The 23,418-nt window shown below is 36.2% G+C and carries 24 protein-coding genes and 1 other annotated feature; of the genes, 23 read left to right on the forward strand and 1 reads right to left on the reverse strand.

Annotated features, from left to right (window positions below):
* The first annotated feature begins 8 nt into the window (after window positions 1–8).
* The 10 genes from prmA to era all read left to right on the forward strand — a co-directional run bounded on the left by prmA (window position 9) and on the right by era (window position 8,076).
* Window positions 9–953 carry a 50S ribosomal protein L11 methyltransferase gene (gene prmA, locus OC533_RS01110; RefSeq protein ID WP_010991567.1) on the forward strand — a complete coding sequence of 315 codons (945 nt, stop codon included), beginning with the start codon at window positions 9–11 and terminating at the stop codon, window positions 951–953.
* Window positions 954–1,721, forward strand: coding sequence for a 16S rRNA (uracil(1498)-N(3))-methyltransferase (locus OC533_RS01115; protein WP_194323454.1), 768 nt, complete (start codon window positions 954–956; stop codon window positions 1,719–1,721). It begins immediately after the preceding gene.
* Window positions 1,722–1,918: 197 nt separating this feature from the next.
* Window positions 1,919–2,092 (forward strand): 30S ribosomal protein S21, encoded by a 174-nt coding sequence (gene rpsU, locus OC533_RS01120; RefSeq protein WP_003719762.1) that lies wholly within the window; start codon window positions 1,919–1,921, stop codon window positions 2,090–2,092.
* Window positions 2,093–2,111: 19 nt separating this feature from the next.
* A complete protein-coding gene (locus tag OC533_RS01125) occupies window positions 2,112–2,558 on the forward strand; it encodes a GatB/YqeY domain-containing protein (RefSeq protein WP_003736634.1) in 447 nt (148 codons plus the stop codon).
* 189 nt (window positions 2,559–2,747) lie between these two features.
* Window positions 2,748–3,707, forward strand: a complete 960-nt coding sequence (locus OC533_RS01130; RefSeq protein WP_003771876.1) for a PhoH family protein — start codon at window positions 2,748–2,750, stop codon at window positions 3,705–3,707.
* A gap of 15 nt (window positions 3,708–3,722) precedes the next feature.
* Window positions 3,723–5,879, forward strand: coding sequence for an HD family phosphohydrolase (locus OC533_RS01135; protein WP_045554172.1), 2,157 nt, complete (start codon window positions 3,723–3,725; stop codon window positions 5,877–5,879).
* A gap of 16 nt (window positions 5,880–5,895) precedes the next feature.
* On the forward strand, window positions 5,896–6,381 hold the full coding sequence (gene ybeY / locus OC533_RS01140) for an rRNA maturation RNase YbeY (protein ID WP_003762298.1): 486 nt from the start codon (window positions 5,896–5,898) through the stop codon (window positions 6,379–6,381).
* Window positions 6,359–6,754, forward strand: a complete 396-nt coding sequence (locus OC533_RS01145) for a diacylglycerol kinase family protein (protein WP_003771868.1) — start codon at window positions 6,359–6,361, stop codon at window positions 6,752–6,754. The genes ybeY and OC533_RS01145 overlap by 23 nt, the downstream gene beginning before the upstream one ends.
* A 24-nt stretch (window positions 6,755–6,778) precedes the next feature.
* Window positions 6,779–7,174, forward strand: a complete 396-nt coding sequence (locus tag OC533_RS01150) for a cytidine deaminase (protein ID WP_003762294.1) — start codon at window positions 6,779–6,781, stop codon at window positions 7,172–7,174.
* Window positions 7,171–8,076 (forward strand): GTPase Era, encoded by a 906-nt coding sequence (gene era / locus OC533_RS01155; RefSeq protein WP_003762292.1) that lies wholly within the window; start codon window positions 7,171–7,173, stop codon window positions 8,074–8,076. Before OC533_RS01150 ends, era begins: the two co-directional genes overlap by 4 nt.
* A 46-nt stretch (window positions 8,077–8,122) precedes the next feature.
* Here the strand turns inward: era and OC533_RS01160 are convergent, their stop codons facing one another.
* Window positions 8,123–8,740, reverse strand: coding sequence for a DUF4352 domain-containing protein (locus OC533_RS01160; protein WP_010991564.1), 618 nt, complete (start codon window positions 8,738–8,740; stop codon window positions 8,123–8,125).
* A 137-nt stretch (window positions 8,741–8,877) separates the two neighbouring features.
* On the opposite strand from OC533_RS01160, the gene recO reads away from it, so the two are divergent.
* From recO to OC533_RS01225, 13 genes are all read left to right on the forward strand, one after another.
* Window positions 8,878–9,645: a DNA repair protein RecO gene (gene recO / locus OC533_RS01165; protein ID WP_262265211.1), complete on the forward strand. Its 768-nt coding sequence runs from the start codon at window positions 8,878–8,880 to the stop codon at window positions 9,643–9,645.
* 40 nt (window positions 9,646–9,685) lie between these two features.
* Window positions 9,686–9,859: a binding site (T-box leader), on the forward strand.
* Window positions 9,860–9,925: 66 nt separating this feature from the next.
* On the forward strand, window positions 9,926–10,816 hold the full coding sequence (gene glyQ / locus OC533_RS01170) for a glycine--tRNA ligase subunit alpha (RefSeq protein WP_003766904.1): 891 nt from the start codon (window positions 9,926–9,928) through the stop codon (window positions 10,814–10,816).
* Window positions 10,809–12,875 (forward strand): glycine--tRNA ligase subunit beta, encoded by a 2,067-nt coding sequence (gene glyS / locus OC533_RS01175; protein ID WP_194323451.1) that lies wholly within the window; start codon window positions 10,809–10,811, stop codon window positions 12,873–12,875. The genes glyQ and glyS overlap by 8 nt, the downstream gene beginning before the upstream one ends.
* Window positions 12,876–12,909: 34 nt before the next feature.
* Window positions 12,910–13,734, forward strand: a complete 825-nt coding sequence (locus tag OC533_RS01180) for a pyruvate, water dikinase regulatory protein (protein WP_003721963.1) — start codon at window positions 12,910–12,912, stop codon at window positions 13,732–13,734.
* Window positions 13,735–13,921: 187 nt separating this feature from the next.
* Entirely contained in the window at window positions 13,922–14,362 is a 441-nt protein-coding gene (locus OC533_RS01185; protein ID WP_003762282.1) for a DUF188 domain-containing protein, read from the forward strand.
* 19 nt (window positions 14,363–14,381) lie between these two features.
* On the forward strand, window positions 14,382–16,262 hold the full coding sequence (dnaG, locus tag OC533_RS01190) for a DNA primase (RefSeq protein WP_194323450.1): 1,881 nt from the start codon (window positions 14,382–14,384) through the stop codon (window positions 16,260–16,262).
* Window positions 16,263–16,356: 94 nt separating this feature from the next.
* A complete protein-coding gene (rpoD, locus tag OC533_RS01195) occupies window positions 16,357–17,481 on the forward strand; it encodes an RNA polymerase sigma factor RpoD (RefSeq protein WP_003730430.1) in 1,125 nt (374 codons plus the stop codon).
* Between the two features lie 67 nt (window positions 17,482–17,548).
* Window positions 17,549–18,253, forward strand: a complete 705-nt coding sequence (locus OC533_RS01200; protein ID WP_010991559.1) for a tRNA (adenine(22)-N(1))-methyltransferase — start codon at window positions 17,549–17,551, stop codon at window positions 18,251–18,253.
* Complete coding sequence (locus tag OC533_RS01205) at window positions 18,250–19,371, forward strand: Nif3-like dinuclear metal center hexameric protein (RefSeq protein WP_033533029.1); 1,122 nt, start codon at window positions 18,250–18,252, stop codon at window positions 19,369–19,371. The genes OC533_RS01200 and OC533_RS01205 overlap by 4 nt, the downstream gene beginning before the upstream one ends.
* 106 nt (window positions 19,372–19,477) lie before the next feature.
* Entirely contained in the window at window positions 19,478–19,846 is a 369-nt protein-coding gene (locus OC533_RS01210) for a hypothetical protein (RefSeq protein WP_194323449.1), read from the forward strand.
* A 279-nt stretch (window positions 19,847–20,125) separates the two neighbouring features.
* Window positions 20,126–21,433 carry a DEAD-box ATP-dependent RNA helicase CshB gene (cshB, locus tag OC533_RS01215; RefSeq protein WP_003766896.1) on the forward strand — a complete coding sequence of 436 codons (1,308 nt, stop codon included), beginning with the start codon at window positions 20,126–20,128 and terminating at the stop codon, window positions 21,431–21,433.
* A 15-nt stretch (window positions 21,434–21,448) separates the two neighbouring features.
* Window positions 21,449–22,342, forward strand: coding sequence for a deoxyribonuclease IV (locus tag OC533_RS01220; protein WP_194323448.1), 894 nt, complete (start codon window positions 21,449–21,451; stop codon window positions 22,340–22,342).
* 15 nt (window positions 22,343–22,357) lie between these two features.
* The gene (locus OC533_RS01225; RefSeq protein ID WP_194323447.1) at window positions 22,358–23,284 is read left to right on the forward strand and encodes a manganese-dependent inorganic pyrophosphatase; all 927 of its coding nucleotides are present in this window, start codon (window positions 22,358–22,360) and stop codon (window positions 23,282–23,284) included.
* Window positions 23,285–23,418 lie beyond the last annotated feature (134 nt).

Consider the following 23,418-nt stretch of genomic DNA (forward strand, 5'->3'; position numbering starts at 1 on the left):
GTTGAAAAATGGAATGGTCAGAAGTAGAAGTCCATACAACAAACGAAGCAGTGGAGCCAGTTGCAAATGTTTTAACGGAGTTCGGGGCAGCGGGAGTTTCTATTGAAGATGTAGCAGACTTTTTACGCGAACGAGAAGACAAATTCGGTGAAATTTATGCATTAAAACGAGAAGATTATCCAGAAGATGGCGTTATCATCAAAGCTTACTTCTTAAAAACCACGGAATTTGTCGAGCAAATCCCAGAAATCGAACAAACATTGAAGAACCTTACAACATTTGATATTCCTCTTGGTAAATTTCAATTTGTTGTGAACGATGTAGACGATGAAGAATGGGCAACTGCTTGGAAAAAATACTATCATCCTGTTCAAATCACAGACCGTATCACGATTGTACCAAGTTGGGAATCTTATACACCATCTGCTAACGAAATAATCATTGAGCTAGATCCAGGAATGGCTTTCGGTACTGGGACACATCCGACAACACAACTTTGTATCCGTGCGCTAAGTGATTATTTACAACCAGGTGATGAACTTATTGACGTTGGCACGGGTTCCGGTGTGTTAAGTATCGCTAGCGCCAAACTTGGAGCAAAATCCATTTTAGCAACAGACCTCGACGAAATTGCTACTCGCGCTGCAGAAGAAAATATTCGTTTAAATAAAACAGAAAATATCATTACCGTAAAGCAAAATAATCTCCTTCAAGATATTAATAAATCCGATGTAGATATTGTTGTCGCAAATATTTTAGCAGAAGTTATTTTACTTTTCCCGGAAGATGTTTATAAAGCACTCAAACCAGGCGGAATTTTCATTGCTTCAGGAATTATTGAAGACAAAGCCAAAGTAGTAGAAGAAGCGCTGAAAAACGCTGGGCTTATCATCGAAAAAATCGAGCAACAAGGGGACTGGGTTGCGATCATTTCCAAACGAGGAGTGGAATAAATGCAACGTTATTTTGTAAATTATGAGCTAGAAAACGATAACGATACACTAAGCATTACAGGAGAAAATTTTCATCATATTGCACGTGTTATGCGGATGAAAGAATCCGACCAAGTTTTCATTGTTTTTCCGAGCAAAAAAACATGTATCGCGGCTATTTCGGCAATAAATGAGGAAGAGGTATTATTAAATCTAGTGAAATGGCTAGAAGAAGATACCGAATTGCCCATTGAAATCACTATTGCGAGCGGCCTACCGAAAGGCGACAAACTAGAACTCATCATTCAAAAAAGTACAGAACTCGGTGCACATAAATTCATCCCCTATAAAGCTGAACGTTCTGTGGTGAAATGGGATGATAAAAAAGTCATTAAAAAAATTGAGCGCCTTCAAAAAATTGCGCAAGAAGCAGCTGAACAATCGCACCGGACTGTCATTCCAGAAATTCATTATGCTGCTAGTTTCAAAGAATTAATGTTTGACCATGTTCACTATGACTATGTTATCGCCGCATATGAAGAGAGCGCCCGAGAAGGCGAGGATAGTGTGCTTACTAACTTATTCCAAACAATGAAGCCTGGACAATCAGTTTTATGCATTTTTGGACCAGAGGGCGGCATAAGTGAAAAAGAGCTGTTGCTTCTTCAAGAAGTAAATGCCAAACTTGCCGGACTCGGCCCAAGAATTTTAAGAACAGAAACTGCTCCACTCTATGTATTATCAGCTGCTTCATTCTATTTTGACCTTTACAAAAATAAAAATCGTTAACATTTCAAAGTTTTATGCGAAAGTTAACGATTTCATGTTGACGATGCCCGATGTTTCGTATATAATTTTTAATGAGTGAATGCTTATCTGCATTACTTCAGAATAATTCATAATTTATTTTCCGTTATGTCCTATTCTGGAACTTAAATGAAGGATTTAAGTGAGTGCATGTAAGTGCCGGAGGGAGGGAAAGAGAGATGTCAAAAACAGTAGTTCGTAAAAACGAATCGCTTGAAGATGCTCTTCGTCGCTTTAAACGTACTGTTTCCAAAAGTGGAACTTTGCAAGAATCCAGAAAGCGCGAATTTTATGAAAAACCAAGCGTAAAACGTAAGAAAAAATCCGAAGCAGCAAGAAAACGCAAATTCTAATTAAAAGGCGATGATTTCGTTGACACTGCTTGACAAGTTAAATGAAGATATGAAGCAAGCGATGCGCGATAAAGAAAAAGAAAAACTTTCCGTTATTCGCATGTTAAAAGCAGCTTTACAAAACGAAGCAATTCACCAAGGTGTGAAAGATCTTACTCCGGATGATGAAGTAACCGTGATTTCCCGCGAACTCAAACAACGCAGAGATTCTCTAGCCGAGTTTGACAAAGCAGGACGTAGCGACCTTTCTGATAAAGTCCGTTCCGAGATTGTCATTGTTGAGGACTATGCTCCTAAACAATTGACTCCTGAAGAGCTTGAGAACATTGTGAAAGCAACTATCGAAGAAGTTGGCGCATCTAGTAAAGCTGATTTCGGCAAAGTAATGTCCGCAATTATGCCTAAAGTAAAAGGCAAAGCTGACGGCGGTGCTGTTAACCAATTCGTAAAAAAATATCTTTCATAAACTAATTCAAACTAGTTTTGAAAACATTAAAAAACAGGGTTTCTTCATATTTTATGAAGGAAATCCTGTTTTTTTTATACATACTTTTGGTAGAAATTAAAGCTATTCATCGCTTCGTTTTTCAAGCAAGGCAATTTCGTGTATAATATAACTAATCAAGGCACTTATAACAGGTGAAGGGGTTAGCCAATGCTAAATGAATTTAATGAAGTAGTCGAATTATCTGATGACACAAACATCCAAGATTTATTCGGCAATAATAATAAAAATATCGATCTTTTAGAAGAATTGCTTCAAGTAAAAATTATTACACGGGGAGAAGCACTTTCTATCACTGGAGAAGAAGAAGCTGTGCAGCACACTATTGCTGTTTTAAACGAACTTATCTTAACTGTAAAACGCGGCATTCATATCGATGGCCGTGATATAGCTCAAGCAGTAAAAATGCAAAGAAATGGCACACTCATATATTTCCATACTCTTTTTGAAGAAGAAATCACTAAAAACGCCAAAGGAACACCTATTAGACCTAAAACATTTGGCCAAAGAACTTACATTCAAATGATAAAAAAACATGATATCGTTTTTGGTGTCGGACCAGCAGGAACAGGGAAAACCTATCTTGCCGTTGTAATGGCAGTAGACGCATGGAAAAAAGGAAAAGTTAGCAAAATCATTTTGACTAGACCGGCCGTTGAAGCAGGTGAAAGCTTAGGTTTTCTACCAGGTGATCTAAAAGAAAAAGTAGATCCTTATTTACGACCTGTATACGACGCGCTATACGACATTTTTGGTACGGAGCATACAACAAGGTTAATGGACCGAGGCGTCATTGAAATAGCTCCTCTGGCTTATATGAGAGGTCGTACACTTGATCATGCCTTTGTCATTTTAGATGAAGCGCAAAACACTACCATTGCTCAAATGAAAATGTTTTTAACACGTCTTGGTTATGACTCTAAAATGATTGTCAACGGTGATATGACACAAATTGATTTACCAAAAGGTGCAACTAGTGGTCTTGTTAACGCGGAACAAGTTTTAAAAGATGTTAAAGACATTGGTTTTGTTTACTTTGAACATCATGATGTAGTAAGACATCCTTTAGTAGCTGAAATTATTAAAGCGTACGAAGGGAAACAAAATTAGAAAGGAGACAAAGATGTGAAGCTAGCCAAGAAATGGAAAGATTGGTACATCGAAAGTGGAAAAAAATACCTTTTCCCACTTCTCCTTATTTGTTTTGCTGTCGTAGCGTATTTCCTTGTCTGCCAAATGACAAAACCGGAATCGTATAATGTAAAGCTATTTCAAGTAGCTGAAAAAACGATTCGATCACCACAGACTGTTGAAGATACGGAGAAAACAAAAGAAGAACGGACTAAGGCAAGTAATGCTGTAGAAGATGTGTATGTTTACAACCGTGAAACAGGACAAAATCGAGTAGCATTAATTCAAAGTCTATTCGCTTATGTAATTGAAGTGAATTCTGAAGCAGAAGAAAATGATAAGAAAAATAAAGAAAAAGCAGCAAAAGATAAAGAACCAGCCCCAGCACCAACTACAACAGAAACTAAATTAAAAAACTTAAAAAGCAAATTATCAAGCAATGTATCTGAAAAAATCACTTCGAATATATCAGATGAAGTTTTTACTACTTTAATTGAGGCTGATAGCAAAGATTTTAATGTAATGGAAGACGTTATTACAACCGAAGTAGCGAAAACAATGGAAAATAAAATCCGTGATGAAAATCTCAATGCCGCAAAGATAAGAGCACGAGATGACATCGAATTGTCTGCTATATCTTCTTATTACAAAAACGTATCCAAAGTGCTTGTCTCATACGCAATTGTCCCAAATGAAATTTATAATGAAGAACAAACTGATGAACGGCGCAAAGAAGCTGCCCAATCTGTTGTTCCAGTGAAAATTTTACAAGGTCAAGTTATCGTGCAAGAAGGGCAAATTGTAGACCGAGAAACCTATCGTCAGTTAAACATGCTACATCTATTAGATCAAAAAATGCCAGTCAAACAATATGCTGGCTTTGCCGTTTTTATTATTGCACTTGCAGCACTTCTATTCTTATATACAAAAAAACAAACCATTTCAAAAGCAAAAAAAATGCAAACGATGCTGATTTTTTCTTCTGTATATGTCGTTTCTTTATTCATGTTAATGATTATTTTGTTTTTAGAAAATCAGAATATATCTAATATCGCCTTTTTATTCCCAGCAGCATTTGCACCGATGATACTTAAAATCTTACTGAATGAGAAGTATGCCTTTTTAAGTGTGCTATATATTGCTGTAACTAGTTTGTTTGCATTTCAAAATGATTCAACTAGTGGAATTGCGATTTTCATTTTATTAAGTGGAATTACGAGTGTAGTAGCTTTACGGGATTATAGTCGACGTTCTGCCATCATGTTTTCAGGCTTTATGGTAGGTTTAATCAATATGGTATATGTCTTGATTTTATTGTTAGTTAATAATAGTACGCTACTTCAAGTGTCTACTTTAATGGCAATTGGTTATGCCTTTTTAGGAGGATTTGGTGCATTTATTCTCGGTGTCGGAGTTATTCCGCTCTTTGAAACTATTTTTGGTTTATTAACTACGAGCCGATTAGTAGAATTAGCGAATCCGAATCATCCACTGCTCAAGAAAATATTAATGAAAGCTCCAGGAACTTATCACCACAGCATGATGGTTGCGAATTTAGCTGAAGCATGTGCGGATAAAATTGGAGCAAATAGTTTACTTGTCCGCGTTGGTTGTTTTTATCATGATATTGGTAAAACATTACGTCCGCCGTATTTTGTGGAGAACCAATTGCAAGGGATTAACCCGCATGATAGGCTGACACCAGAGCAAAGTCGTGATATAATTCTTTCGCATACTAAAGACGGGGCGGAAATATTAAAAGAAAATCATATGCCTCAACCGATTATTGACATTGCTTTACAACATCACGGGACAACGTTACTTAAATACTTTTATTATAAAGCTAAAGAAACAAACCCAGATGTAAAAGAAGCAGATTTCCGTTATAGTGGGCCAAAACCTCAAACAAAAGAAATTGCGATAATCAATATTTCTGATAGTGTGGAAGCGGCTGTTCGTTCTTCCTCAGAACCTACAATGGCCAAAATAACAGAAATTATCGATGGAATTATTAAAGATCGTTTCCTAGATGGGCAATTTACTGAATGCGATATTACCATCAAAGAAATTAAAATTATTCGTGACACTCTAATTGCCACATTGAACGGAATATATCATCAACGAATTCAATATCCTGATGACAAAGATTGAAATAGGAGGACAAAAGATGACGGTCTTAGAAATAGACTTACTGGATGAAACAAATAATTTACCAGATGAAGATAAACAGCTAGTTGAAAACATTCTGCAATTTGCAGCCGGTTATTTAAAAATCGAGGAAGGCACTGAACTCTCTCTTACATTTACGACAAACGAAGGCATTCAAGAGATAAATCGAGAGTATCGCAATAAAGACCAAGCAACAGATGTTATTTCGTTTGCACTAGAAGAAATGGGCGACGGCGAAACAGAAATTGACTGGGGAGATTTTGACCTCGAAACTCCACGAATGCTCGGTGATATTATCATTTCAACTGAAAAAGCAGAAGAACAAGCGAAAGATTACGGACATACAAAAGCAAGAGAATTAGGTTTTCTAGCAGTTCACGGATTACTGCATTTGCTTGGTTATGATCATATGGAGCCTGACGAGGAAAAAGTAATGTTTGGCTTACAAAAAGAAGTGTTGGATGCTTATGGACTCGAAAGATAGAAAGTATAAACGTAGTAAAAACTATGCAGAGTCCTTTCAGCACGCTTTTACCGGACTGAAAACTGCTTTTTTAGAAGAACGAAATATGAGGTTTCATACATTTGCGGCACTTGCGGTAGTTATTTGTGGCTTTTTCTTTCATGTGACTAGATCTGAATGGATTTTATTAATTCTATCTATTTTTGGTGTATTAACGTTAGAAATGGTCAATACAGCAATTGAAAGAGCCGTGGATGTTGCAACAGAGCAATACATTGATGAAGCGAAAAAAGCAAAAGATGTTGCTGCTGGTGCAGTTTTACTTGCGGCAATTGTGGCAAGTTTTATCGGACTAATTATATTCATACCATACTTTTGTCAGATGTTTTTATAAAAAGAAGGGATTGTGACTTGGTAAATGAAAGAAAATAATTTTATCTCACTCGCTAAACAAGCAAGAGAATTTGCGTATGTTCCTTACTCGAAATTTCCAGTTGGAGCAGCTCTTGTAACGAAAGATGATGAAGTCGTGTTAGGTTGTAATATCGAAAATGCTTCTTTCGGCCTAACAAACTGTGCTGAACGGACAGCAATTTTCAAAGCTGTATCTGAAGGAAAAAGAGATTTTAAACAATTAGTTGTAGTAGCAGATACAGAGGGACCTGTATCGCCTTGCGGGGCATGCAGACAAGTAATTAGTGAATTTTGTGCGCCAGATATGCCAGTAATTTTAACAAACTTAACAGGAAAAACAGCGACGGTAACTGTGAAAGACCTTTTACCAGGCGCATTCACATCGGAGGATATGTTATGAGTGAACCATTTAAATCAGGATTTGTCGCTATAGTTGGGCGACCGAACGTTGGTAAATCAACTTTATTAAACCATATTATTGGTCAAAAAATTGCGATTATGAGTGATAAAGCGCAAACAACTAGAAATAAAGTTCAAGGCGTATTTACAACAGACGAATCACAAATTATTTTCATCGATACACCAGGGATACATAAACCAAAACATAAATTAGGCGACTTTATGGTAAAAATCGCCTTAAACACATTTCAAGAAGTAGACTTGATTTATTTTGTTATCGACGCTTCCACCGGTTTTGGCCGAGGGGATGAATTTATCATTGAAAAGCTTAAAAACGTCCAAACGCCTGTATTTCTTTTAATTAATAAAATTGACTTAATTTCCCCAGAAGATTTAATAAAACTTATTGAACAGTACCGGGAACTTATGGATTTTGAAGAAATAATTCCGATTTCTGCGCTCGAGGGAAACAATGTTCCTAATTTATTAGAACAAACGAATGCTAACCTTGAAATCGGCCCAATGTATTATCCAAAAGATCAAATTACCGATCACCCAGAACGCTTTATTATTTCTGAATTAATTCGTGAGCAAGTTTTACAATTAACGCGTGAAGAAGTACCGCATTCTGTTGCTGTAGTTATTGAAGGCATTGAAAAAAATCCTAAAACAGAAAAACTAACTATTAATGCAACTATTATTGTGGAGAGAAGTACACAAAAAGGCATTATTATTGGTAAACAAGGCCAAATGCTTAAGCAAATTGGTATGCGAGCAAGGAAAGAAATTGAAAGTTTGCTCGGCTCCAAAGTATTCTTAGAAATTTGGGTAAAAGTTCAAAAAAATTGGCGTGACAAAGAACATTATTTACATGATTATGGTTTTGACCGCGAAGAATATTAATAAAAAAGCATCTGGTACACAAATTTGTGTACCAGATGCTTTTTATTTATTCAGTCCAGCTATAATTGTCATACTCTATACTATAAGGACCAAAATTATATACTTCATAATAAAGTGTTAACTCTTTTGTTTCACCTGGCTGAACATCACCAGTGAAACTATCTTCGGTAATTTGTTGTCCATAATCTTCAGCGGCATCATCGTACAACGAGATATCCTCTGAATAAAACGGAAGAGGATCAGTGCCCGTATTTTCAAATTTCACTTTGACTTTATAAATATCATAACCATCATTCTTTTGAGACACTTCAGGTTTATAAACAGTTATAGTGCTGTCATTTTCTAAAACAACAGGCTCACCATAATCTACATCCGTATAATCATTATAATAATCTTCGTCATAGCTTTCTGCATAATCATTAGTATAAACATCGGTACCACTACCACCGTAAAAAGAAAATGGATTATTAAAGCCTTGAAGTAAACTAACTGTTGCTAAGTTTAACCCAGCTAACAATACATAAAAACCAATACCAAATGATAATCCAGCGACAATAATGCCGGCCCATCTTTCCTTTCTAACAATAAGCAAAATAATTCCCACAACTACACCTATGAATGTGAGTATAAACAAGCTGATCAATAATATAAGTAACATATCCATAGAATAAAAAATCCTTTCTTTCTTGCCTTTTTCTCTATTTTACAATAGCAAGTCGCGGAAAGATAGCAAAAAATATAAAAAGACACAATCGTTTAGAAAATGTTATAATAAAAAGAATGAAAAAGGAGGGTTGCCACATGGAAAAATGCGAAGGAATCGTGATACGACAGACGAGTTATCGTGAATCAGATAAAATAGTCCGCATGTATACGCGTGAATTTGGAAAAATTGGTGTGGTTGCTCGTGGCGCAAAAAAAACCAAAAGTAGATTAGCTGCTGTAACACAATTATTTACAAATGGATACTTCACTTTTTTTGGGGGAAACGGGCTTGGTACGCTTCAACAAGGAGAAGTTATCGAAAATTTTTCTTCCATTCAACAAGATATTTTTATGACGGCTTATGCCACTTATGTATGCGAGTTATTGGATAAAGCAACCGAAGAACGCCAGCCAAATCCATATTTATATGAGCTAACTTTTCAAATTTTACGTGACATTGATGAAGGATATGATTCGCAAATTCTAACCCAAATTTATGAAATGAAAATGTTACCTGTGTTAGGACTTTACCCAACTATGGATAAATGCGCTATTTGCGGGGAGACGACAGGACATTTTGATTTTTCAACAAGAAGTAACGGAATTATTTGCCATCGCTGCTTTGATAAAGACCGCTACCGGATGCATTTACCGGAAAATGTAGTAAAACTTTTAAGGCTATTTTTTATATTTCAATTAGGCCGATTAGGCAATATTGATGTGAAGCAAGAAACAAAAGAATGGCTCCAAAAAGCTATTGATACTTATTACGACGAATATTCTGGTTTATATTTAAAAAGCAGGAAATTTTTACGTGATATGGATAAATGGGAAAATATGTTAAAAAAAGATAGCGATGATTGACTTTTTCGCAAAAATACAGTATCTTTTAATATATCAACTAATAGGTACATTGAAGGAAAATAGTAACAAAAAGCTCTATTTTTAGCGAGTTCGGGTGTGGTGTGAGCCGGATATTTAACTTTTTGTGAAGGCGTTCTGGAGTACAGCGAAATCAAGGTGGGAATTGTTTAAATTCCAAATAGGGTGGAACCGCGAGATAACTCTCGTCCCTATATGCTTTAAATCAGCATATAGAGACGAGAGTTTTTATATTGGCTGAATTATTTTGGAGGTGGAAGCAATGAATTTACAAACAATGATTAGAACGTTACAAGATTATTGGTCCGAACAAGGTTGTATTATGTTGCAATCGTATGATGTGGAAAAAGGTGCTGGTACAATGAGCCCTTATACTTTCTTAAAAGCAATTGGTCCAGAACCTTGGAAAGCAGGTTATGTGGAGCCTTCTCGTCGTCCAGCAGATGGCCGTTACGGAGAAAACCCAAACAGATTATTCCAACATCATCAATTTCAAGTAGTGATGAAACCTTCTCCTGACAACATTCAAGAGCTTTACCTTGGCTCATTAGAAAAATTAGGAATTAACCCGTTAGAACATGATATTCGTTTTGTGGAAGATAACTGGGAAAACCCTTCGTTAGGATGCGCAGGACTTGGATGGGAAGTATGGTTAGATGGGATGGAAATCACTCAATTTACTTATTTCCAACAAGTAGGCGGCTTAGAATGTTTCCCAGTTACATCTGAAATTACTTATGGTGTGGAACGTTTAGCAAGTTATATTCAAGATAAAGAAAATGTATTTGATTTAGAATGGACAGAAGGTATTAGCTATCGCGATATTTTCTTCCAAGCAGAATTCGAAAACTCCAAATATGCCTTTGAAACTTCTAATACAGATATGCTATTAACTCTTTTTGACACATATGAAAGAGAAGCAGCTCGTCAAATGCAAGAAGGACTAGTTTTCCCAGCATATGACTATGTATTAAAATGTTCGCACACTTTTAACTTATTAGATGCTCGCGGTGTTGTTTCAGTAACTGAACGAGCACAGTATATCGGTCGTATCAGAAACTTAGCAAGACGTATCGCCAAAACATTTTATGAATCACGAGAAAAACTTGGCTTCCCATTAGTCAAAGAAGAGGGAGGAAAACGTCATGAGTAAAGACTTTTTATTAGAAATTGGTTTAGAAGAAATGCCAGCGAAGTATGTGACTAGCTCTGTATTACAACTGGAAAAACGAGTGACAGATTGGTTAAAAGACAACCAAATCGAATTTAAAGAAATTAAAACTTATTCTACACCAAGACGTTTAACTGTCCTAGTAGAAGAAATGGCTGAAGAACAAGCTAATCGTGTGGAAGAAGCAAAAGGCCCTGCCAAAAAAATCGCTCTAGACGACGAAGGTAACTGGTCGAAAGCTGCATTAGGATTCGCCAAAAGTCAAAAAGTAGCACCAGAAGATTTAACTTTTCGCGAAATTAAAGGTGTGGAATATATTTACATTAAAAAAGAAGTAATCGGCGAAAAAACAACCGTGTTACTTCCAAGCCTAGAAAAAGTAGTAACAAGTATGACTTTCCCAGTAAGTATGCACTGGGGTAGTAATGATTTACGTTATATTCGCCCAATCAAATGGCTTATCGCAATGTTTGGCGAAGAAATTATCCCATTTGAAATCACTGGTGTCTCAACTAGTAATACTTCCCGTGGTCATCGTTTCTTAGGAAAAACAGCTACAATCAATCAACCGAGCGACTATCCACATGCATTATTAGAACAATTTGTCGTTGTTAATGCTAGTGAACGCAAACAGGCTATTGTAGGACAATTACGTGAATTAGAAACAATGGAAAATTGGCAAATCAGAGAAGATGACGACTTATTAGAAGAAGTAACTAATCTTGTCGAATATCCAACTGTATTAGCGGGTAATTTTGAAAAAGAATATTTGGAACTACCTGAAGAAGTTTTAATTACGACGATGAAAGAACACCAACGTTACTTCCCAGTTTTCAGCCAAGAAGGAGAATTATTGCCTCATTTTGTAACCGTTCGTAATGGTAACCATGAAAATCTAGATACAGTGGCACGAGGAAACGAAAAAGTACTACGCGCTCGTTTGTCAGATGCTGATTTCTTCTATCAAGAAGATTTAAAAATAACCATTGACGAAGCAGTTGCTAAATTACAAAATATCGTTTTCCATGAAAAATTAGGTACTTTGACAGAAAAAATGAAACGTGTGCAAAAAGTGGCATTGATGCTTGCTGATTACTTAAATTGGCAAGAAGAAGATAAACAAGACATTATCCGCTTAACAAATATTTATAAATTTGATTTAGTAACCAATATCGTTGGTGAATTCCCGGAACTACAAGGTTTAATGGGCGAAAAATACGCCTTATTACAAGGTGAAAAACCAGCAATCGCAACAGCCATTCGCGAACATTATTTACCAAGTTCAGCAGAAGGCGTTTTACCGCAAACAGACCTAGGTTCCCTTATCGCAATTGCGGATAAATTAGAAACATTAATTGGTTTCTTCTGTGTAAATATTGTACCAACTGGCTCTGCTGATCCATTTGGTTTACGTCGTAGTGCTTTTGGGGCGATGCGCATTATCCAAGCAAATGGTTGGGACATTCCAATGCTTGAAGTTATTTCTCGTATAGTGGACATGGAACGTGCAGAAGGTGCTACTGAATTACCAAGTGCAGATGTGAAAAAAGAAGTGCAGACCTTCTTGAAAAATCGTTTACGTGTTATTTTACAAGGACATCATATTCGTCATGATATTATTGACGCTGTTATCGGCGGAGATCCAAATGTGATTCCGCAACTGATTGATCGTGCTCAAATCTTAAATAAACATGCGGATGCAGAGTGGTTCCGCCCAACTATCGAAGCTTTAACACGAGTAGTTAAAATTTCTAAAAAATACGAAGATGGCGTAGAAGTGGATCCGAACTTATTTGAAAATGAATACGAACAAGAGCTATTCGATAAATTAGAAAAACTAAAATATGATTATGCTGGTTTAACAATTGTTGAAAGACTTAAAGCATTTGCTGATTTACGTACAACAATTGATGGCTATTTCGATAATACGCTAGTGATGACTGATAACGATGAACTAAAAAACAATCGTCTTGCGCTTTTATTCGAACTAGCAAGCTTTATTAAAGAATTTGCTCAAATGGATGAAATTAATGTAAAATAAAAGTAAGATTTTGAGCAAAGAGGAGGAAGTATGTATGACTCAACCAGCCGTATACGTGGTTTCCGATTCAACAGGAGAAACGGCCGAACTCGTGACAAGAGCAGCACTTAGTCAATTTGGTCAAACACCGAAGTTTATCCATCGTTTTCACCACGTCGATTCTTCTCACATGATTGAAGAAATTGTTGACTTAGTGGCAGTGAACAATGGCATAATCGTGCACACCATTGTACTCGAAAGCGTCCGTGAAGAGCTTAATAAAACTGCTCAAGCTTTCGGCGTACCGATTATTGACTTATTTGGGCCGCTTTTAAATCAGTTAGAAGAAACCTACAAGATTAAACCACTTTCTGAACCTGGCCGCGTTCGTTCGATGGATGAAGCTTATTTCAATAAAGTTGCCGCAATCGAATTTGCCGTAGAGAATGACGATGGTCGTAATCCAAGAGGCATTTTGCAAGCGGATTATGTATTAATTGGTATTTCAAGAACCTCAAAAACTCCTTTATCGCAATATTTAGCGCTTAAAGGTTTAAAAATCGTCAATATTCCAATCGTTCCAGAAGCACAAATCCCAGATGAACTTTTTGAAATTGACCCTAAAAAAATAATTGGTCTAAAAATTAGTAAACAAAAATTAACGAAAATTAGACAAGAGCGTTTAATTTCGATTGGTTTACCTGGTGCTGGTACTTATGCAAGTAATCAACGAATTGATGAAGAATTAGCGATTTTTAATAAACTAGCCAGTAAATTAAATTGTTTCGTGTTAGATGTGACTAATAAAGCCATTGAAGAGACTGCAAACGAGATTTTAATCCACATTGGTGAAATTGTTGATGAAAATTTAGAATTATAAGAAGGACTTTTGCTTTTTATGGCGAATATATATATTATACGGGAAAAACTGCTTGTAAAAATTAGTTACTTCCCGTATAATCTAAATTCGCGTGTGAAAAAGCCAAATCTATGAATAATATTAAAAAAACGGGTTAAAAACTCGTTTTTTAACTTGCCTTCATAGATTTTAAGAGAGGATGGAATATGTGCCAAAAATTTTAGTTGATGCCGATGCTTGCCCGGTAAAAGCAGAAATAAAACAAGTCGCCGAACAATTTCAGTTAGACGTTATTTTTGTGGCTTCTTTTAACCATTACTCTGTAAATACAAACGGAGAAAATTGGATTTTTGTTGATACTGGCAAAGAATCAGCGGATATGCGAATGATGAATTTAGCAAACAAAGGTGATATTATCGTAACGCAAGATATTGGCCTTGCTAGCATTCTACTTGCAAAAGGTACGTATGTCTTTTCGAATCGGGGCGAACTTTACCGAGAAGAAGAAATGTCATTAATGTTAGATATTCGCTATAGACATGCCAAAGAAAGGCAACAAGGCAAATATAGCAAAGGTCCTAAAGCAATGAGCGATCAAGATCGTGTGCTTTTCAAAGACCGGATGACTACATTTTTCAAAAATAAGTAAATAGGAGTTGACTGTCAAGATGGCGCGGATTCCTGAAGAAGTAATAGATCAAGTCCGGAATCAAGCGGATATAGTCGATATTATTGGTAATTATGTCCAATTAAAAAAACAAGGTCGTAACTATTCTGGCTTATGTCCATTCCATGGCGAAAAAACGCCTTCCTTCTCTGTATCACCAGAAAAACAAATTTTTCATTGTTTTGGTTGTGGTAAAGGAGGGAATGTCTTTTCATTTCTAATGGAACATGATGGGCTAACGTTTGTAGAATCTGTCAAAAAAGTCGCGGATATGAGTCATTTAGACGTCGATATTGAACTTCCAGAAGAACGTGATACAAGCAATTTGCCAAAAGAAACTTCTGAAACAGCCAAAATGGTTGAAATGCATCAACTTACAGCCAAACTCTATCATTATATTTTGATGGAAACAGAAGAAGGGGCAGCTGCTTTAACGTATTTGAAGGAACGAGGTATGTCGGAACAAATGATGGCATCCTTCCAAATTGGATTTGCGCCAAACCATCATGCCACAATCACTTCTTTTCTTGAAAAAAGAGGGATGGATTTGCAACTGGCTGGCACGGCTGGGCTTTTATCTGAACGTGATGATGGGCAAATGGTTGACCGTTTTCGTAATAGAATTATGTTTCCAATTACGAATGATCGTGGTCAAATTAATGCTTTTTCTGGTCGTTTGTTTGACCGTAACGATGGACCAAAATATTTAAATAGTCCTGAAACACCTATTTTTAATAAAAGACGAACTTTATTTCATTTTTCAGAGGCAAGACAGGCTATTAGAAAACAAGAAGAAATCACGCTTATGGAAGGCTTTATGGATGTCATTTCCGCAGAAGATGCCGGCGTTCAAAATGCGGTTGCTTCGATGGGAACAAGCTTAACGGAAGAACATGCTGATTTAATTAAGCGTCTTACAAATCGTGCAATTATTTGTTACGACGGGGACCGAGCTGGAATTGAAGCAGCGTATAAAGCAGGAACGCTTTTAGTTGAGCGTAATCGTTTAGATGTTTTTGTTTTGCAACTCCCAGCAGGAAAAGATCCAGATGACTTCATTAGAGCAAGTGGTGCAGATAAATTCAAAGAAATCTACAAACAACAACGAATGACTTGGACAGCTTTTAAAATCAACTATTTACGCAAAGAACGTAATTTGCAAAACGAAACAGATCAAATCGCTTATATTGATGACTGTTTACGCGAAATTGCTAAGCTTGATCAAGCTGTTGAACGAGAATTATACTTAAAGCAACTAGCAGATGAATTTGAATTAACTATCGAAACTTTAAAACAACAACTGCAACAATCGCTAAAGAACACACACAAAGAACGACAAAACCAAAGCTATAATGAACCACCAATAGATGATTCTTTTATGGGGATGATTCCGCAAGAAGACTCAGAGATGCTCTTTTCCTTTGAGCAACCAACTCAGAAATTATCTGCACACACTACTGCAGAACAGCAACTAATGAAAGCAATGATGGAAAATCGGGATAGTTTTCTTTTGATTAAACAACTTCTAGGTGATACAGAATTTTATCATGATAACTATCAAGCACTCTATACCTATTTAATTGGCTATTTTGCTGAAGGTAACGATGCAGATCCACATAAGTTTATGGATAGCGTACCAGATGCAGGAATGAAAGGACTTATAAGCAGTCTAGAAATGGTTATTAGTCCAGATGAACAAGGTAAAACACAGTTTGAAGACTACATTAAAAGTCTCAAACGTTTTAAATTAGAACAAGCAAAGAAAGAACTCGAGCAACAACTAGCGGCTTTTAATCGTGAAAACGACAAAGAAAATGAAATTCGCGTGATGCTTGAAATCGTCCAACTCAACCGTAAGTTAAATAGCGGTCAATTGGATTAATAACGTTTTAAAACCGCTAAATGATGGTATTATTACCTAAGAGAAGCCTTTTAATAAGGTTAGCGGCATTTTGGAAGGAGGAATACAGGCAGTTATGAGTGATAAAACACAAAACACAAAACCAGTTGCTGAACTTAATGTTGAGCAAGTAAAAGAAGCCCTGATAGAAGAAGGTAAGAAAAAGGGGATTTTAACTTATGCAAAAATCGCTGCCAGATTAGCTCCATTCACTTTAGATTCCGATCAAATGGATGAGTATTTAGAACATGTCGGTGAAGCAGGCATTGAAGTTTCTGATGATGCAGACGACGAGGATCCAGATGAAACAGAACTTGTAAAAGAAGAAACCGAATCCTTTGATTTAACAGATATGAGTGTGCCACCAGGTGTTAAAATTAATGACCCAGTGCGCATGTATCTAAAAGAAATTGGTCGAGTAGATTTACTTACTGCCGATGAAGAAATAGCTTTAGCGAAACGTATTGAAGCTGGTGACATTGAAGCAAAAGGTCGTCTTGCAGAAGCCAACCTACGCCTTGTAGTAAGTATTGCAAAACGTTATGTCGGTCGAGGTATGTTATTCCTAGATTTGATTCAAGAAGGTAACATGGGACTAATGAAAGCCGTTGAAAAATTCGACTTTAACAAAGGATTTAAATTCAGTACCTATGCAACATGGTGGATTCGTCAAGCAATAACCCGTGCGATTGCGGACCAAGCTAGAACAATCCGTATTCCGGTGCATATGGTAGAAACAATTAACAAATTAATTCGTGTGCAACGTTCATTGCTGCAAGATTTAGGCCGCGATCCTTCACCAGAAGAAATTGGGGAAGAAATGGACCTACCAACTGAAAAAGTTCGGGAAATTCTAAAAATCGCTCAAGAACCAGTTTCACTTGAAACACCAATCGGCGAAGAAGACGATTCACACCTTGGTGATTTTATTGAAGACCAAGATGCGACTTCACCGTCCGATCATGCAGCTTATGAATTACTAAAAGAACAACTTGAAGATGTGCTTGATACATTAACAGACCGGGAAGAAAATGTTCTTCGCTTACGTTTTGGTCTAGATGATGGTCGTACGCGCACTTTAGAAGAAGTTGGCCGTGTGTTTGGCGTAACTCGTGAACGGATTCGTCAAATCGAAGCAAAAGCTTTACGTAAATTACGTCATCCAAGCCGCAGCAAACAATTAAAAGACTTCCTGGAATAATGCACAACCGGGCAGGAGGACAAAATGTTCTCCTGCCTTTTTAATGAAAAGGAAAGCAGGGAATCAAATGAACGAGGAACAACTATCGAAGCGACTCGAAAAAGTAGCTTCTTACATAAAAACAAATGAACGAATTGCTGACATCGGTAGCGATCACGCGTATTTACCATGCTTTGCAATCAAAAATAAAACAGCTTCTTTCGCAGTCGCAGGTGAAGTTGTCGATGGTCCTTTTAAGTCTGCGCAAAAACAAGTACGGACTTCTGGCTTAACTGATCAAATCGATGTAAGAAAAGGAAATGGTTTAGAGGTTATTGAAAAAGATGACAAAATTGATACTATAGTTATCGCTGGGATGGGTGGTACATTAATTCGTACAATTTTAGAGGAAGGCGCTGAAAAACTTGCTGGAGTAAGCAAACTGATATTGCAGCCAAATATTGCAGCGTGGCAACTTAGAGAATGGTCCGAAAAAAATAATTGGTTAATTTCTTCAGAAGCTATTTTGCGTGAAGATAATAAAATATATGAAATCATCGTTCTTGAGCCTTCTGAAAAAGAAATTACTTGGACAAAACAAGAAATCTTTTTCGGTCCTTGCCTATTAAAAGAACAATCAGCTATATTCAAAAGCAAATGGCGTCATGAAGCTAATACATGGCAAAATATTATCCAAACTATCTCCAGTAATCAACCAATATCAGATGAAAATCAAGCGAAAATTCGCGAATTAGAACATAAAATCTCATTAGTAGAGGATGTGCTAAAATGAAAGTCGCAAATGGTTATGAATATACCGCAATAATGGAAAAAATTGCTCCTAAAAAATTAGCAATGGAAGGCGATCCAATCGGCCTTCAAGTAGGAGATTTATCCAAAAAAGTAAGAAAAGTTATGTTTACATTAGATGTTTTAGAAGAAGTAGTGGATGAAGCAATTGAAAAAAGAGTGGATTTAATAATCGCGCACCATCCATTCTTATACCGTCCAACACAACACATTGATACAACAACGAAACAAGGTAAAATGATCAAAAAACTTATTAAGCACGATATTACCGTTTTTGCTGCGCATACTAATTTAGATATTGCTCAAGGCGGAGTGAATGATATTTTAGCTGATTTACTGCATTTGCAAGATACTACGATGATTGAGGAAACTTATACAGAACCTTATTGCAAAATTGCTGTTTATGTCCCGGAAAATGAACTAGAATCTGTCCGTTTAGCACTTGTAAATAATGGGGCAGGACAAATAGGCACAAATTATACAGAATGTACTTTCCATACAACTGGAATTGGTTCATTTAAACCAGGTACAGACGCAAATCCGACTATCGGCGAAAAAGAATCTTTAACTTCTATTCCTGAAGTTAAAATAGAAGCGATTTTCCCTCAATATTTAACTGAAACAATCACAAAAGCTGTGAAAATTGCTCATCCATATGAGGAACCAGCAATCGATGTATATACACTCGAAACACAGACTTACAAAGAAGGACTTGGTCGTGTCGGAACTTTACCTAAAAAAATTAGTATGGTTTCTTTTATTGATAAACTAAAAACAGCTTTCGCAATTGATAATGTTCGTTTTGTCGGAGATTTAAAAGCTAACGTCCAAAAGGTAGCCATTATTGGTGGGGATGGAAATAAATTTATTCACCAAGCAAAAGCTACAGGCGCCGATGTTTTCATTACAGGAGATGTTTATTATCATACAGCTCATGATTTACTAGCTATTAATTTACCAACTATTGATGCTGGACATAATATTGAAAAAGTAATGAAAGGCTACTTGAAAAACAAAATGGAAGAACAAGCTAAAATTTTAGATTATGAAGCAGAATTTATTGTTTCAGAGGTCAATACGGATCCTTTCCAATTTTGTTAATTAATGATGATTAATCGAGGTGTATATAAAGGAGGAAAATAGTTGAATAAATCCATAAAAACGACTCAATTACTCTTTATTTCTGACTGGGATGGTTATCCTGTTTTTGCTTTTACCCTCCCAAATATTTATATACGCAAGAGAAGTTATTCAATATGAAATTGATTGGAACGAAAATGGCCGAAACCCAATTCTGAATTTAATCAATTATCGAGCTCAATGTGCAATGACCTCTGTTATGGACGTAAGAAAGAATAATCCTCAAATTACTAAAAAGCAGTGGGAAATTGTTGAAAACATACGAAAAAAAGAAAAAGAAGTAAATACTTTTATTAATCAAAGTAGAAAATCAGTTTCTGAAGATAATAAAATAATTGCATATGGTAAATTTATTGGAGAATTGAAACCTTCGACTTTTTTAAATGAAGCTTTTGTTGAATGGGAAAATAAGCTAGATAAAATTATTGATTTTTAATATTTATATTTTTGTCTATTAAATTGTTTCGTAGCTGTTTTCATTGATTTGAATAGTTTTACTTATATTAAAATGAAGAGAATAGGACAATTATTGTCCTGCTCTCTTTTTCTTTTCTGTATGTAATAACCAAAGGCTAGCTATTAGCTAATCTATTTATACTATATAAAAAATATTTATTGTAGATATAAGTTTCAACAAAGTTGTCTTATCGCGCGCACGAATGACCTAATATGTGCTATAATGGCTACTAGGTATAGAACGGAGTGGAAATATTTTATGACGAAGAAATCAAGGTTTGACCAATTTGGCTTTCAACCTTTTATTGGACTTGCAATAGATAAATTAGGATTCTATGAGCCAACAGAAGTACAACAAAAGCTAATCCCAGGCATTTTAAAAGGTGAAAGTATCATTGGCCAATCTCAAACTGGTACAGGGAAAACCCATACTTTTATTTTGCCAATTATTAACAATGTGAATCCTGAAAAAGATGCAGTACAAGCGGTTATTACGGCACCAAGTCGCGAGCTTGCTACTCAAATTTATAATGAAATTCGCAAAGTAACGAAATTTAGTGAAAAAGAAATCGCTGTTCAACTCGTTATTGGTGGTACGGATAAACAACGTGCAATTGATAAACTGAAAAAACAACCACAAATTATTGTTGGAACTCCAGGTCGTATTAATGACTTAATTCGTGAACAAGCCTTATTTGTTCATACTGCTAAAACATTAGTTATTGATGAAGCAGATATGACGCTTGATATGGGCTTCTTAAACGATGTCGACCATATTGCTGGAAAAATGCCTGCTAATTTACAAATGCTTGTTTTTTCCGCAACAATTCCGCAAAAATTAAAACCATTTTTAAGCAAATATATGGAAAATCCACGTTATGAGCATATTCAACCAAAAGTTGCTGCTTCAAAAACAGTGGAACATCGTATTATGGCAACTCGTAGCCGTAATAAACTTGATTTACTTAAAAATGTTTTAGTTGGTTCACAGCCTTATTTAGCGATTGTTTTTACTAATACAAAAACAACTGCTGATGAAGTAGCGAACGGTTTAATCGAACGTGGGCTAAAAGTAGCGAAAATCCATGGCGATGTAAATCCTCGTGAACGTAAACGGACGATGAAACAAATCGAAAACTTAGATTATCAATATGTTGTTGCGACAGATTTAGCTGCTCGTGGTATTGATATTCAAGGAATTAGTCATGTTGTAAACTATGAATTACCAGATGATCTCGATTTTTATATTCACCGTACTGGTCGGACTGGACGTGCAGGACATTCAGGTATTGCACTTACTTTATTTGAACCGGCAGATGAAGATCGCCTAAATCAACTTGAAAAAATGGGTATCGAGTTTAAACATGTTGATTGGAAAAATAAAGAATTCGTTACACTAGAAGACCGCAATCGCCGTGCAAAACGTGAAGCTAAACGTGAAACAGCTGATCCGCGCGAAATCGGTATGCGTAAAAAAGCAAAACAAAAAGGTAAGCCAAATTATAAAAAGAAAATCAACTATAAAATGAACGAAATCAAACGTCGTGAAAGACGGAAAAAACGATAAGTGAGGAATGAATTTATGTTAAGACTAGGTTCTCATGTATCAATGAGTGGAAAGAAAATGCTTCTTGGCGCAAGTGAAGAGGCAGCTTCTTACGGCTCAAATACGTTTATGATTTATACTGGCGCTCCGCAAAATACGCGTAGAAAGCCAATTGAAGAGTTAAATATTGAAGCAGGCTTAGAACACATGAAAGCTCACGACATGGCTGACATCGTGGTTCATGCGCCTTATATTATCAATATTGGTAACTCAGTTAAGCCAGCAACATTTGAATTAGGCGTTAATTTCTTACAATCTGAAATCGAACGTACGCGTGCGCTTGGTGCAAAACAAATCGTACTTCATCCCGGCGCGCATGTCGGTGAAGGTGCGGACAAAGGAATTAAACAAATTATCCAAGGTCTTAACGAAGCATTAATACACGATCAAGATGTACAAATCGCTTTAGAAACAATGGCTGGAAAAGGTTCTGAATGTGGTCGCACTTTTGAAGAACTAGCACAAATTATTGACGGTGTGACTCATAATGAATTATTATCCGTTACTTTCGATACATGTCATACACACGATGCTGGTTACGATATTGTCAATGATTTTGACGGAGTGTTAAATGAATTTGATAAAATCATCGGTATTGACCGCTTAAAAGTGTTACATATCAATGATAGTAAAAACGAGCGAGGCGCACATAAAGACCGTCATGCTAATATTGGTTTTGGTCATATCGGCTTTGATGCACTTCATTATATTGTGCACCATCCGCAACTATCGAACGTTCCAAAAATACTTGAAACGCCATACGTTGGTGAAGATAAAGCATCGAAAAAACCGCCATACAAATGGGAAATCGCCATGCTAAGAAATGGTGAATTTGATCCAGATTTATTAAATAAAATTCAAAACGACTAAAAGGAGACGAAAATAATGACAAAAACACTTGTATTCGGTCATAAAAATCCAGATACAGATACGATTTGTTCTGCCATTAGTTACGCAGAATTAAAAAAAGCACAAGGAGCAGATATTGAAGCGGTTCGTTTAGGAGAGCTTAATAGTGAAACAGCTTTTGTACTTGATTATTTCCAAGTAACAGCTCCTCGCTTAGTTGAAACTGTTGCAAATGAAGTTTCTGAAGTCGCACTTGTTGACCATAATGAACGCCAACAAAGTGTGGATGATATTGACGATGTGACAGTAGTTGCAGTCGTTGATCATCACCGCATCGCTAATTTCGAGACATCTGATCCACTATACTACCGTGCTGAACCGGTTGGATGTACTACTACAATCCTTCTAAAAATGTTCCGTGAAAATGAAGTAGAAGTAAGTAAAACAGTCGCAGGCTTAATGCTTTCCGCAATTATTTCTGACACACTTCTTTTCCAATCACCAACGTGCACAGAAGAAGATAAAGTGGCTGCTGAAAAATTAGCACTCATTGCAGACGTTGATATTCAAGCATACGGTATGGAAATGCTAAAAGCTGGAGCAGATGTTAGCAAAAAAACAGTTGCTGAACTATTGCTTGATGCGAAAGAATTCAACATGAACGGCAGCAAAGTAGAAATCGCTCAAATCAATGTTGTCGATGTAAACGATGTACTTAGCCGTCGCGCAGAAGTTGAAGCACTTATGACACAAAATATTGTGGATAAAGGACTTGATTTGTACTTATTTGTCATCACTAATATTCTTACTAATGACTCGGTTGGAATTGCTATTGGTTCCAAGACAGCCATTGTAGAAGAAGCATATGGCGTTAAATTTGTGGAAAATCAAGCACCACTTAAAGGTGTCGTATCTCGTAAAAAACAAGTTGTTCCAATCTTAACGGATACTTTTGCTAAATAATTATACGAACCTGGAAATGCTCCAAGCTTTCCAGGTTTTTTTGGCTATTTTTTAATTCGAAGTAATTACGATTTACATTTTAACCAATCTTTTATATACTAGTAAAAGCGGCTAGCAAATGCTGTCAAAGGAGA

This window comes from Listeria sp. Marseille-Q6474 (assembly GCF_946902005.1).
GTDB classification, from domain to species: domain Bacteria; phylum Bacillota; class Bacilli; order Lactobacillales; family Listeriaceae; genus Listeria; species Listeria innocua.